The organism is Stenotrophomonas genospecies 3, from assembly GCF_054473855.1.
In genome coordinates, this window is record NZ_JBTMUR010000020.1 from 19897 (window position 1) to 33714 (window position 13818).

Below are 13818 nucleotides of genomic sequence, written 5' to 3' on the forward strand. Positions count from 1 at the left end.
CTTACCAGTTGCGGAAGCGCTTGGGCGGGTCGTACAGGCCGCCGGACCAGCGCACCAGGTCCTTCACCGAACGCGCCGCAAGCAGGTCACGGCTGGCATCGCGCACGGAGATGCCGAGGTCATCGGGACGGCGGATCACGCCGCGGTCGCGCAGGTTCTCCACCATCGCGCGGTCGCGCCCCATGCCCACGGCGGTATAGCCGGACACGCCGCGGATCGCCTGTTCGCGCTCTTCAGGGGTGCGGCACAGCAGCAGGTTGGCGATGCCTTCTTCGGTCAGTACATGGCTGACGTCGTCGCCATAGATCATCACCGGTGGCAGCGGCATGTCCGCGCGCTCGGCCAGCTCCCAGGCGTCCAGCCGATCGACGAAGGCCGGTGCCATGTGTTCGCGGAAGGTTTCCACCATCTGCACCACCAGCTTGCGGCCACGCGGCATCTCACCGGGGCGTGCGGCCTGCTGGCCGGCCTTGATCCAGGCCTCGCTGGCATGGCGGCGGCCACGTGCATCGGAGCCCATGTTCGGTGCGCCACCGAAGCCGGCAATGCGGTCGCGGGTGGCAGTGGAGCTGTTGCCCTGCAGGTCGATCTGCAGGGTGGAACCGATGAACATGTCACACGCATACAGGCCCGCGGTCTGCGAGAACGCGCGGTTGGAGCGCATCGAGCCGTCGGCACCGGTGAAGAACACATCGCTGCGTGCGGCGATGTACTTCTCCATGCCCAGTTCGGAACCGAACGAATGCACCGATTTGACGAAGCCCGATTCGATCGCCGGAATCAGTGCGGGGTGTGGATTGAGGGCCCAGTGCTGGCAGATCTTTCCCTTCAAGCCGAGCGATTCGGCGTAGGTGGGGAGCAGCAGTTCGATGGCGGCGGTATCGAAGCCGATGCCATGGTTGAGGCGGTTGACGCCGTACTCGGCGTAGATGCCCTTGATCGCCATCATCGCCATCAGCACCTGGATCTCGGAGATCTGCGCCGGGTCGCGGGTGAACAGCGGCTCGATGTGGTTCGGCTTCGGCGCCTGCACCACGAAGTTGACCCAGTCAGCAGGGATGTCGACGCGGGGGAGGGTGTCGACGATCTCGTTGACCTGGGCGATGACGATGCCGCCACCGAACGCGGTTGCTTCGACGATCACCGGCGTGTCTTCGGTGTTCGGGCCGGTGTAGAGATTGCCGTGGCGATCGGCGGCCTGCGCGGCGACCAGCGCCACGCGTGGGGTCAGGTCGATGAAGTAGCGGCCGAACAGTTCCAGGTAGGTGTGGATGGCACCGATCTGGATGCGCCCTTCGGCCACCAGATTGGCCAGCCGCACCGATTGCGGGCCGGAGAACGAGAAGTCCAGCTTCGAGGCGATGCCACGCTCGAATACATCCAGGTGCGACGGCAGAGACAGCACCGACTGCACCATGTGCAGGTCGTGCACCCGGGCCGGGTCAAGGTCGGCCAGGGCCTGGGCGAGGAAATCGGCCTGTTTCTGGTTGTTGCCCTCCAGGCAGACCTTGTCGCCTGGCTCCAGCAGTGCGTGCAGCAGCTCGCCCACGTCGGTGGCGGCGACCTCACGTCCCCGGGCCCACGGCGCGGCACGTTCCAGGCGGGCCTGGCGGCTGCGTTCCAACGTATCCCAGCTCGGGTTCATCGACCGGCTTCCGATTGGTGTCAATGTAATTACGGCATAATTACAGTCGGGCATGCAACCCGCACTGCAGCAAAAAGAAGGGCCCGCGCGAAGGCGGGCCCATTCAGATTGAAATGGAGGATGACCCGCATCGATCGGGGTAGTGCCGGCCGCTGGCCGGCTCCGCGTCATCGATGCATCGCTTGGAGCCGGCCAGCGGCCGGCACTACCGTTTCTGGTGGCTCAGAACTTCCAGCGCAGGCTGGCCGACACGAAGCGCGGTTCGCCGTAGTTGTTGTAGTCCAGATTCGCCCAGTAGGTCTTGTCCAGTGCGTTGCGCACGCTCAGCGTTGCCGTCCAGTTGTCGCTGATGCGGTAGTTGGCGTTGAACTGCACCAGCATGTAGGCCGGCTGGTTCACCGTCACCGTGCCGCCCAGCGGGTAGGCGATGTTGTAGCCCTGCACCTTGCTCTGCCACTGCACGCCACCGCCAACGCTCAGGCGTTCCAGCGCACCGCGCAGCTGCAGCTGGGTGTTGAGCTGCAACAGATCCTTCGGCGGGTTGGCGTACAGCAGATCGGTGGCGGCGCGGGTGACCTTGACGTGGGTGTAGCCGGCATTGACCATCCAGCCCGGCAGGATCTCGCCATTGACGTCCATCTCCCAACCGCGCGCCTTGGTGCCGTTGACGCCGACGTAGGCGGAGGTGCCATCGCTCAGCGAACCCTCCGGCACGCCCATGTCACGCACCGCGTAGTTGTCCTGCTTGGCTTCGAACACGGCGGCATTGGCGGTGAGGCGGCCATCGAACCACTGCGTCTTGATGCCCGCTTCCAGGTTCGAGCCCTGTACTGGCGCCAGCAGGTTCTCGTTGCGGTCCTTGAAGTTCTGCGGGTTGAAGATCTCGGTGTAGCTGGCGTACGCCGAGACGTTCGGCGTGATGTCGTAGACCAGGCCCACGTACGGGGTGACTTCATCACTCACCTTGTATGCACCGCTGGTGCCGGTGTAGGCGCCTGCGGCGTTGTAGGAGCGGCTGAGGGTTTCCCAGCGGCTCAGGCGTGCGCCGGCAATCAGCGACAGCGGATCGGCCAGGCGCAGGCGGGTGGCCAGATAGATGCCACTCTGTGTGGTCTTGGCCACGCGGCGCGCGCCGGTACGGCGGTAGGTGACCTCGGAGATGTCGCCGTTCCAGCTGTACACGTTGGGAATGTAGTAGCAGCGTTCGCGTGCACCCGTGGCGCTGACACACGTTGCCCAGTCGGCCGGGAAGTTCAGTGCCAGGGTATTCGTCGTGCCTTCCAGGTCCGACCACTGGGCCCCCACAGTGAGGTCGTGCTCACGGCCGAACAGGTCGAAGCTTCCGGTCAGGTAGGCATCGACGTTGCGCCGGGTGTCCTTCGAATCACCGGCGGCCGCACGCAGGAAGATGCCCGAGCCGGTCACCGGGTCCGGCTCGCCAGTGCCGTACAGGCGCACATTCTGCACGTTGCCGCGGGTGTAGGCGGTGTTGATCTTCAACAGCCAGTTGTCGCCGAAGCGCTGTTCCAGGTTGGCGAAGGCAGTGTTGCTCTCGCGCTTCCAGTAGCTCCACTTCGGCGACAGGTTGGTCGAGCGCGGCAGGTGCGCGAAATTGCCCTGGTTGTCGAAGAACGGCACGGTGCCCCAGGTCGAGCCGGTCGGATTGTTGTCCTGGCTCTGGTAACCGAGGGTGATCGTGGTGCTGTCGGTGACGTCGGCTTCCAGCACCGCCATGCCGGCCATCTTGTTCTCGTCGTAGCGGTCGTAATACAGGCCACGATCGGTATAGGCGGCGACCACGCGGCTGCGGAAACGGCCGTCATCGGTCAGCGGCGCGGTCACGTCCGCCTCCATGCGCCGATAGTCCCAGCTGCCGGCGCTGATCGCGAACGAGGCATCGAACTCCTTGCCCGGCCGCTTGCGCAGCAGGTTGACGGTGGCCGACGGCACGCCGGCGCCGCTGAGCAGGCCGTTGGCACCGCGGATCACTTCGATGCGGTCGTAGAAAGCGGTGTCGTATTCCTGGTTGGTGGAACCGCTGTAGGTCGGGATGCCGTCGACCTGGAAGTCAGTGATGGCGAAGCCGCGTGCGTAGTACAGCGGGCGCTGGGTGTCATAGAAGGACACGCTGACGCCGGTGACGTTGCGCATCACGTCGTTGATGCTGAACAGCGATTCGTCCTGCAGGCGCTTCAGGCTGATCGCAGTGGCCGACTGCGGGGTTTCCTGCAGTGTGATCGGCAGGCGGGTGGTGCTGGATGGCGGAGCGGACTGCTCGGCACGGACGCTGACCCGGTCCAGGGTCTTGGCATCGGATGCATCGGCGGCGGCCTCGGCGAACGCCGGAGACGCGACCAGCGCGAGCGAAGAGAGCAGGGCAGCCGGCAGCAACGCACGGCGGGGCAGGCGGTTACGGAACGTCAGGGACATGGTGGGTTCGAAGCTCGGAGACGGGAAGGGGGCGGCAACAGTCGTCCAGCACCCGGGGCGGCGGCTTCGGGCACATCAGGTCCATCTGGGAGGGGCGCGGTCACTGCGCAGGGCGCAAATGTAAATAATTCTTAACAACATTACAATTAGCGTCATTGTGCATAGGATTCCCGGCGCCGGGCATCGCTTTCTGCAGCAGGGAGCGGCCCAAACGCGAACGGCCGCCCGAAGGTGGCCGTCCGTGTCTGCTGCAGGGAATCTGCCAGGCTTACAGCGCCTGCAGTTCCTCATTGGCGTTGCGCTTTTCCTTGGTTGGTGCCGGAACCGCTGCCGGCACTACCGCCGGGGCCGGAGCCGCCGCATTGGCGTCCACCGGCACCTCCAGGTACGGCAGGCGCAGGGTCTGGCTGGTCAGCGTGCGGATCTCGTTGACCAGCGCGGCGTTGTCGTTGAGCTTGCGCCCGTACGACGGCACGATCTCGCGCAGGCGGGTTTCCCAGCCGGCCTTCATCTGGTCCGGGAAGGCCTTGGCCATCAGGTCCAGCATGATCGGCGGCGAGGTCGATGCACCCGGCGAGGCACCGAGCAGGGCGGCGATGGTGTGGTCCTTGTCGGTCACGATCTCGGTACCGAACTGCAGCACCGGGCCCTTCAGCGGATCACGCTTGATGATCTGCACGCGCTGGCCGGCGGTGACCAGCTTCCAGTCGCCCGGCTTGGCATTGGGGAAGTACTTGACCAGTTCGGCCTGGCGATCGGCATCGTTCAGGCGTGCCTGGGCCATCAGGTACTGCACCAGGTCCAGGTTGTCCTTGCCCACTTCCAGCATCGGGCCAACGTTGTTGTGGGTGACCGAGGAGTACAGGTCCCACCACGAGCCGTGCTTGAGGAACTTGGTGCTGTACAGCGCGAACGGTCCGAACAGGACCACCGGCTTGCCGTCCAGCTTGCGCGCATCCAGGTGCGGCACCGACATCGGCGGCGAACCGGTTTCGGCCATGCCGTAGGCCTTCACGCCATGGCGCGAGGTCACGTCCTGGCCCTGGAAGGCGAGGAACTGGCCACCGACCGGGAAGCCGGCGTAGTCCTTCGATTCCGGAATGCCGGACATCTGCAGCAGCTTCAGTGCAGCGCCACCGGCACCTATGAACACGAAGCGGGCGTGGGTGGTGGACTCGGTGCCGGCCTTGAGGTCCTTCACCGTCACGTTCCAGCTCTTGTCGGCGTTCTGCCGCAGCGCGCTCACTTCGTGGTTGAGGTGCAGGCTGAAGTTCGGGCTGCGCTGCAGGCCGGCGGTCAGCTGGCGGGTGATCACGCCGAAGTTGACGTCGGTGCCCAGCGGCATCCAGGTCGCGGCAACCTTCTGCTTCGGGTCACGGCCTTCCATCAGCAGCGGTGCCCACTGCTTGATCTGTGCCGGATCCTCGGAGTACTGCATGCCGTAGAACAGCGGATTCTTCACCAGGGCCTGCTGGCGCTTGTGCAGGTAGGCGATGTTGTCATCGCCCCAGACGAAGCTCATGTGCGGGGTCGGGTTGATGAAGTCGCTGGGCTGGCTCAGCCGGCCTTCCTTCACCTGGTGCGACCAGAACTGGCGCGAGACCTCGAACGATTCGGCGATGCCGACCGCGCGCTTGGTCTCGATGCTGCCGTCGGGCAGTTCGGGGGTGTAGTTCAGTTCGGCGAAGGCCGAGTGGCCCGTGCCGGCGTTGTTCCAGCCGTCGGAGCTTTCACCGGCGACGCCGTCGAGGCGTTCGTAGACCTGGATGTTCCAGTCCGGCTGCAGTTCCTGCAGGTAGGTGGCCAGGGTGATGCTCATGATGCCGGCGCCGACCAGTACCACGTCGACGGGCTTGTCGTTGCTGGCGGCGGGCACCGAGCGCTGGGTCAGCGGCCAGTACAGGAACAGCGCGGCGGCCAGCAACAGCAGCACGAGCAGGGCGAGCAGGGCCTTGCCAAATTTCTTCATGGGGGCGGGATCGTTGGCGGAGGGGAAGGGGTCAGGATGCGCGTGGGGCAGGGAAAGGGCGTGAAGAAACAACGCCTTGCGCCATCCATCCGCGATTCTAACCGGATCCGGTCCGTTTTTGATGCAACGCAGCATCCGACGTTTCGCGGCCCCGTCACGTGAGCGGCGGGCCCAAGCCTGGCGATCGTAGCCCCAGTAGCGCCAGGCCATGCCTGGCGACGCCTTCAATCAGACCAGCTCCAGAATCTCGTCACCGGCCTCATCGATCTCGCCGGTCGGACGCCAGCCCAGGCGGCGGTAGAAGCCGTGCGAGCGCGAACGCGGGTCGGCCGAGCAGGCCAGGAACAGGCGCCGGTGGCCCGCATCGCGGGTCAGGCTGACCACTTCCTGCAGCAGCTGCCGACCGACGCCACGGCCTTCGTAGTCCGGCAGCAGGGCCAGCACCAGCACCTCGCCGCTGTCGCGGTCGGCGAAGCAGTAGCCGGCCATGCGTTCGCCTTCCCAGGCAACGCGGCCGATCGAATCGCCCTGGGCGATGCCGGCCGCCCAGCTTTCCGGCGTGATGCCCAGCTCCGCCAACTGCGCGGCACTGAAGGCGTTCTCGCGGGTGCGCCCGCGCAGGTCGATGCAGGCGGCGGCATCTTCGGGGCGCGCATCGCGGACGAATACAGGCATGCAGGGCATCCTTGCAGTGATCGGCCGACCAGTATCCGCATCACGCATGGACCCGGTGTGGAGACTTCGTGGAGATTGGATGGAGCAAAAAGGGGACGGAGGGGATTAAGTCGTCTTTGCCCAGAATGTCGTATGGGCCTTAAACGACTTAATCCCCTCCGTCCCCTTTTTGCGGCGCTGCCTCAGCGCTTGCGCCGCACCAGCGCTGAGGAGGCATCCAGCACGGCGCGGGTCAGCAGGGCCATGGTCTGGACGTCACCCTTCCAGTGCTGCCAGTACAGCGGCACGTCTTCCCACGCGCGCTGGCGTACGTAGACCAGGCGGCCGGCGTCCAGATGCCGCTTGACCAGGGGCAGGGGATTCATGGTCCAGCCCATGCCGCCCAGGTTGGCCTGCACGAAGGCGCGGGTGGAGGGAATCCACCAGGTGGGCGCGGTGCTGGGCAGGTCGTCGCCGGCCATGCGCCGGGCAAAGCGCGACTGCATCTCATCCTTGCGGTTGAACACCAGCACCGGTGCCGTGGCCAGGGCTTGGGCGGTCACGCCCTTGGCAAAATGGCGCTCGCGGAACTCCGGGGTGCAGGTCGCCGCGTAGCGGATGCTGCCCAGCGCATGGATCTGGCAGCCCTGCACCGGCTCGTCCAGGGTGGTCACGGCGCCCAGCACGGTGCCCTGGCGCAGCAGTTCGACGGTGTGGTCCTGGTCCTCCACGCGCAGGTCCAGGGTGGTGCCGGTGCTCTGTGCGAACTGCGAGGCGGCCTGCGGGAACCAGGTTTCCAGGCTGTCGTGGTTCACCGCCACCGGAATGCTGGCCTGCGGCAGGTCCTCGTCGGCCAGGCCCATCCGGTGCAGCGCGTCGTGCTCAAGCAGGGCGGTCTGCTCGGCCAGCTGCACCAGCACCTGGCCCTCGGCGGTGGCGGTGGCCGGGGTGCCGCGCTTGACCAGCAGGCGACCGACCCGGTCCTCCAGTGCCTTGACCCGCTGCGAGATGGCCGAGGGCGTGACATTCAGCGACTGCGCGGCGCGGTCGAAGCTGCCTTCGCGGATCACTGCGGCGAGGGCGCGCAGCTGGGCATGGTCGATACGCATCGAATTAAGTTCCGCTAATGTTGGTTTAGGAAGTTTAGCTCGTCTTTTTCATGTTGCGGCGCGACAATGGCGCCCGTTCCGGTGCTGTCCGCCTTCGCGAGGCACCGTCCCCCCAAGCAAGCAAAGGCAGTGAATCCCATGTTCTCGGTCATCTCCGCCAGCACCGGCCTCGGTGCCTGGTTCTCTGGTGCAGCTACCGGCATCGGCCTGTTCGCCGTGGTCGGGGCCCAGAGCGCCTTCATTCTGCGCCAGGGCATCCTGCGCAAGCACATCGTGCCGGTGGTTGCCACCTGTGCGGCCATCGATGCGATCTTCATCTTTGCCAGCGTGGCTGGCCTGCGCACGCTCACTTCGGCGCTGCCGTGGCTGACCACCGCCGTGCTGTGGACCGGCGTGGCGTTCCTGGCCTGGTACGCCATGAAGTCGGCACGCCGTGCGATTGCCGGTGGCGGCGGCATGGGCGAGGCTGACAGCGACGACGGCAGCCGCCGCGCGGTGCTGATGGCTGCGGTCGGCTTCTCGCTGATCAACCCGCACTTCTGGCTGGACATGATGGTGATCGGCTCGATCGCCGAGAACTTCGGCAACGCCCGCATGGCCTTCGCCGCCGGCGTGGTGACTGCCAGCTGCCTGTGGCTGACCGCGCAGGGCCTGGGCGCACGCCTGCTGGCGCCGCTGTTCACCAAGCCCAGTACCTGGCGCGTGCTCGACGGCACCATCGCCGTGATCCTCAGCATCCTGGCCCTTACGTTGGCGGTGCGCGGGGTCCACTGACCCGGCGCACGCCCCCCGAACCCACGTCCTGACTCTCTCTCCAAGGTAGTGGTAACGACGGCACCGGCAACGGTGCCGTCGTTTTTTCTGCCGATGTGGCGCGGCAAACGGTCACGTGCCTAGAATCGTGCATCCGGACAGGGTGTCCGGTTTTCCATGGGGGAAGGATGCGCAGGATTGTGCTGGCTGTACTGTTGGGCGCGGTTGTGGGTGGGGCATCGGCCGCAACGCTGGACCTGGATCGCTATCTGCGGCAGGAGTCGTTTACCGACATCAAGATTTCACCAGGGGGCGAGTACATCGCCGCGACGGTTCCGCTGGAGGCGGGAACCGCATTGGCGATCTACCGCATTGCCGACATGAAGATGGTCGGCAGCTTCCGCCCGCCCCGCAACGATCACGCCCACACCTTCGACTGGGTCAGCAACGAGCGGCTGCTGGTGGGCATGGCACAGAAGTTCGGCGTGCTGGACCGGCCGACGCCGACCGGCGAACTGTTCGGTATCAATGCCAACGGCAAGGGCGGCGAGCTGCTGGTGGGGTACCGGGTTGCCGACCAGAGCCTGGGCACCAACATCAAGGTCAAGCCGGCAGGCCTGGTGGCCGCCTACCTCAGTGATGAACTCAAGGACGATGACCGCAACGCGCTCGTGACGGTGATCCCGCTGGTCGGCAGTTCGCATGCGCAGGTCGAGCGCCTGGACGTGATCACCGGTCGCCGCAACGCCGTGGCGCGCGCTCCCATTCCCGATGCGGACTTCACGACCGATGAGCAGGGCGAGGTGCGTTTCGCACGCGCTGTCGTTACCGATGGCACGCAGAAGCTCTACTACCGCACGGGCAGCAACAGCGACTGGGTCCTGCTCAATGATGAATCCCTGAGCAAGCGCATCGAGGCGCCGCTCGGCTTCTCGGCCGATGGTCGCCTGGCGTACCTGCAGGTCGAGCAGGCAGATGGACCTGATGCAATTGTCAGCTGGGACCCCCAGAGCAATGAACGACGCACCGTGCTGCGCGATGGGAGTGCCGACCCGGCGCGCATCATCCGGCGCCCCGGCAGCCGCGTGCCGGTCGGGGCCCTGTTCCTTGGCAGTGCGCCGCGAACGGCATTCTTCGATGACGCCTCGGACGACGCTCGCCTGTACCGCAGCCTCGAAGCCGGCCTGGGCGGAGCGGTCTACATCACCTCCAGCACGCGCGATGGCAAGACGGTGCTGGTGGAAACCTGGTCAGGCAGCAATCCGGGCGATTTCTATCTCTATGACACGGTTGGCAAGAGTGCACGGCACCTGATCAGCCGCAGCGACTGGATCGACCCCGCGCTGGCGGCGGAGGTGCGTCCGATCAGCCTGACGGCGCGTGATGGGCGTCCGCTGCATGGCTTCCTTACCGTCCCGCATGGCCGCGAGGCCCGTGCGCTGCCGATGGTGGTGGTGCCGCACGGAGGTCCGATCGGTGTTGCCGACCAGGGCGCCTATGACACCGAGACACAGATGCTGGCGGCGGCAGGTTACGCGGTACTGCAGGTGAATTTCCGCGGCTCTTCCGGCTATGGCCGGGCCCACATGCAGGCCGCGCGAAAGCAATGGGGGCTGTCGATGCAGGATGACGTCACCGATGCCACGCGCTGGGCGATCGAACAGGGCGTGGCCGACAAGAACCGCATCTGTATCTATGGGGCCAGTTACGGTGCCTATGCGGCGATGATGGGGGCGGTGCGCGAACCGGGCCTGTACCAGTGCGCGGCCGGCTACGTCGGCATCTACGACCTGCCGTTGATGTACGCCCGCGGAGACATCCAGAGCGACGAGTCAGGCCTGGCCTACCTGCGGAACTGGCTGGGATCGCCCAAGGATCTGGCAGAGCGTTCCCCGGTGAATCTGGCCGCGCAGGTGCGGGTGCCGGTATTCCTGGCCGCGGGTGGCCAGGATCAACGTGCGCCGATCGTGCACAGCGAACGCATGGAAGCTGCGTTGAAGAAGGCCGGCTCGCCGGTGGAAACCCTGTACGTCAAGGATGAAGGGCATGGTTTCTATTCCCCTGCCAACCAACGTGCGTACTACAGCAGGTTGCTGGCCTTCCTCTCGCGCAGCCTGGGGGGCCAGGTGGCCGGGCAGGCCGCACCTGCGGAGAAGAGCAGCGCGCCCTGAACAAGCCGGGGGCGGCGGATGATCGATCCGCCGCCCCCGGAGTTCGCCTGCATCAGGCTTACTTGACCCCGTGCATCATCTTCTTCAGCAGCGGCGCGGCGATGAAGGCGGCCAGCGCACAGCCCAGGCCGATCCACATCAGCAGCCAGAACAGGTGCGCATAGGCGCCGGCAGCGGCCACCATGTCCAGCGATTCGCCCTCCGGCACCTCGATCGCGGCCAGCTTGCCGAACAGCGCGGCCAGCGTTTCCGAGAATGCGGTGGCCAGGAACCAGGTGCCCATCATCAGGCTCATCACCCGCGGCACGGCCAGCTGGGTCACTGCCGACAGGCCGACCGGCGACAGGCACATCTCACCGCTGGCCAGCAGGAAGTAGGCCAGCACCAGCCACCACACGCTGGCCATCTCGCCGGTGGCGCCGACCTGCTGTGCGGCCAGTGCCAGTGGCACGAACGACAGCGCACCGATCACCAGGCCCCACGCTGATTTCACCGGCTTGCCCGGTTCCCAGCCGCGGCGGTCCATCCAGGTCCACAGCGCGGCGAAGGCCGGTGCCAGCAGCACCAGGAACAGGCCGCCCAGGTAGGTCAGCGAACCGGCGGTCTGCGGAATCACCAGGCAGTCGCGCACCAGCAGCACCAGCATCAGCGCAACGATGCCGATGAAGAACGCACGCGGTGCGGTCGAGCCGGGGCGCCGTTCGGACAGGCGCGCGCTGACCACGAAGCCCAGCGGTGCCAGCAGCAGCGAGATGATCGACCACGGCAGCGGCGTACCGCCGGTGATCACCAGCGAGGGCACGATGTCCTTGGTCAGCAGGCGGTCGGTGAAGGTCACCCACGAGCCATACGACTGCTCGTACATCGTGAAGAACACCAGTGCCATGAAGATCAGCACCATCAGCGCGATCATCTGCTGGCGCTGTACCGGCGTGCACTTGCTGCCGGTGAACCAGGCGAACCAGACCAGCACGCCGCCCAGCACCACCAGCATCAGCATCAGTGCCAGGCTGATTTCACCGCCCAGCGCGAACGCGCCGTTGCCGGCTGCCCACATCAACCACGCCACCGGCAATACACCGAGCATCGCGCACAGATAGATGAGCCATTCGCGCGGCAGGCCCAGCACCTTCTGCTTCAGCGCGGCCGGCTGCGGCGGTTCGGCATGGCCCTGCAGGTACTTCTGGCCCCACAGGAACATCGCCAGGCCGGCCAGCATGCCGATGCCGGCCGCACCGAAACCGTACTTCCAGCCATAGGCCTCGCCGAGGAAGCCGCACACCAGCGACGAGAACAGTGCGCCGAGATTGATGCCGGCGTAGAACAGCGAGAAGCCCGAATCACGGCGCGGGTCGTCCTTGGCGTACAGCTTGCCGACGATGGTGGAGATGTTCGGCTTGAGGAAGCCGACGCCCATGATGATGAGCGCCAGCGACAGGTAGGTCACCGCCAGTGCCGAGGTATCGCGCACCACTTCACCGTTGACCCGATAGGCCGCGTGACCTTCGAATGCCATGCCGAGGTGGCCGAGCACCAGCAGGATGCCGCCGAACAGCACCGCCCGGCGCATGCCCAGCCAGCGGTCGGCCAGCATGCCGCCGAACACCGGAATGCAGTACACCAGGCCGCCGTAGGCACCGAGCAGGTCCAGGCCGGCCTTGTCGCCGAACAGGTGGTACTTGGTGAGATACAGCAGCAGCAGCGCCTTCATGCCGTAGAAGGAGAAGCGCTCCCACATTTCGGTGAAGAAGCAGACGTAGACGCCCTTGGGATGGCCCAGGAAATCGTCGGAAGCGATAGCGGTGGAATTCATCGCGGAATTATAGGCCTGTGGCCCGATCCGCTTTCAGTAGATCCACGCCATGCGTGGATTGCCGGACTGGCCTGGGCGATCACAGGTACCGCAGCCACGCCAGATCGCGCCTTCGTGCCTTGAACCGCGCAAATGCCCGCGTCGGCGGATACAGCACCACCGCCAGCGCACAGGCCACCAGCAGCAGGCCGGCCACCGAATCCAGTGCGTACAGATCACCGTGTGTCGGCCCCCAGATCGCCAGCGCGGCCAGGTACAGCCCCTTCAGCACATACAGGTGCAGCAGGTAGAAGAACATCGGCGCGGCGCCGACATCGGCCAGCGGGCGCAGCGCACGCGCCAGTGGCGGCCATTCGTACAGGCGCAGCAGCAACAATCCCACGCCCAGGGTCAACAGCAGGAACTGCAGCGACGGCGGGTACTTGGTGATGTTGAACACGCTCATCCAGGTGCGCAGCGTGCTGGTCTGGTACTGCCACGGTGCATCCCCGTACTGGTTGGCGAACCGCAGCAGGGCGAACAGGGCCAGCGCGCCGACGCCTGCGCACAGCAGCCAGCGCTGGCGTTGCGCGGGGTCGCGGTCGCGGGCGAACCACGGCCCCATCAGGTAGCCCAGCGCGATTACCCCGATCCACGGCAGCACCGGGTAGGAAGTGCGCAGGCGCAGCGCGCCGGTCTCGATCCAGTCGCGCTGGTGCAGCACTTTCCACAGCATCGCCAGCAGACCGTGGCCTTCCACTCGCACGCCGTCCAACAGGTTGTGCCCGGCCACCACCGCGACTGCCAGCACCAGCAGGGCCAGGCGCGGCAGCCACAGAAGGCCGGCCAGCGCGATCATGCTCAGCCCGATGGCCCAGATCACCTGCAGGTACAGCGTTTCCGGCGGCAGCTGGAAGGTCCAGGCGAAGTTCACCACGGTCAGTTCCAGCACCACCAGGAACAGCCCGCGCTTGAGCAGGAACGTGGCTGTGGCCCGGCGCGGATCCGCCTGGCGCTGGCCGTACAACCAGGCCGACAGCCCGGTCAACAGGACGAACACGGGCGCACACAGGTGGGCCAGCAGACGGCAGGCGAACAGCGCAGGGGAGACCGTCGATGCGTCCATCGGGTCGCTTACCTGATGCTGCAGGAAGAAGGTCTCGCGCACGTGGTCCAGCAACATCAACAGCATCACGGTGCCGCGCAGCTGGTCGATGGAGGCCAGGCGAGGGGAGGGGGAAGGGGGCATGCGATGCAGTAACAGCAAGGTAGCATTAAGATATAACATATCATTT

At 66.0% G+C, this 13818-nt stretch carries 9 protein-coding genes; 2 read left to right on the plus strand and 7 right to left on the minus strand.

The window, feature by feature from the left end; all coding sequences use genetic code 11:
* Position 1: 1 nt before the first annotated feature.
* From mdcA to ACX9OT_RS20295, 5 genes are all read right to left on the minus strand, one after another.
* Positions 2–1645 (minus strand): malonate decarboxylase subunit alpha, encoded by a 1644-nt coding sequence (gene mdcA / locus ACX9OT_RS20275; protein ID WP_125893753.1) that lies wholly within the window; start codon positions 1643–1645, stop codon positions 2–4.
* A 222-nt stretch (positions 1646–1867) separates the two neighbouring features.
* On the minus strand, positions 1868–4075 hold the full coding sequence (locus ACX9OT_RS20280; RefSeq protein ID WP_459003431.1) for a TonB-dependent siderophore receptor: 2208 nt from the start codon (positions 4073–4075) through the stop codon (positions 1868–1870).
* 268 nt (positions 4076–4343) lie between these two features.
* Complete coding sequence (gene mqo, locus ACX9OT_RS20285) at positions 4344–6044, minus strand: malate dehydrogenase (quinone) (RefSeq protein ID WP_459003433.1); 1701 nt, start codon at positions 6042–6044, stop codon at positions 4344–4346.
* Positions 6045–6272: 228 nt separating this feature from the next.
* Positions 6273–6719 (minus strand): GNAT family N-acetyltransferase, encoded by a 447-nt coding sequence (locus ACX9OT_RS20290; RefSeq protein ID WP_414576693.1) that lies wholly within the window; start codon positions 6717–6719, stop codon positions 6273–6275.
* A 182-nt stretch (positions 6720–6901) separates the two neighbouring features.
* Positions 6902–7807 carry a LysR family transcriptional regulator ArgP gene (locus ACX9OT_RS20295; protein WP_071227763.1) on the minus strand — a complete coding sequence of 302 codons (906 nt, stop codon included), beginning with the start codon at positions 7805–7807 and terminating at the stop codon, positions 6902–6904.
* Between the two features lie 138 nt (positions 7808–7945).
* On the opposite strand from ACX9OT_RS20295, the gene ACX9OT_RS20300 reads away from it, so the two are divergent.
* Positions 7946–8581 (plus strand): LysE/ArgO family amino acid transporter, encoded by a 636-nt coding sequence (locus tag ACX9OT_RS20300; protein ID WP_005408523.1) that lies wholly within the window; start codon positions 7946–7948, stop codon positions 8579–8581.
* 167 nt (positions 8582–8748) lie between these two features.
* On the plus strand, positions 8749–10731 hold the full coding sequence (locus ACX9OT_RS20305; RefSeq protein ID WP_459003436.1) for an alpha/beta hydrolase family protein: 1983 nt from the start codon (positions 8749–8751) through the stop codon (positions 10729–10731).
* Between the two features lie 58 nt (positions 10732–10789).
* Here ACX9OT_RS20305 and ACX9OT_RS20310 read toward each other — a convergent pair whose 3' ends face one another.
* Together ACX9OT_RS20310 and ACX9OT_RS20315 are read right to left on the minus strand one after the other, a co-directional pair.
* A complete protein-coding gene (locus ACX9OT_RS20310; protein WP_071227761.1) occupies positions 10790–12544 on the minus strand; it encodes a peptide MFS transporter in 1755 nt (584 codons plus the stop codon).
* A gap of 79 nt (positions 12545–12623) precedes the next feature.
* Complete coding sequence (locus ACX9OT_RS20315) at positions 12624–13772, minus strand: acetyltransferase domain-containing protein (RefSeq protein WP_459003438.1); 1149 nt, start codon at positions 13770–13772, stop codon at positions 12624–12626.
* Between the last annotated feature and the right edge of the window lie 46 nt (positions 13773–13818).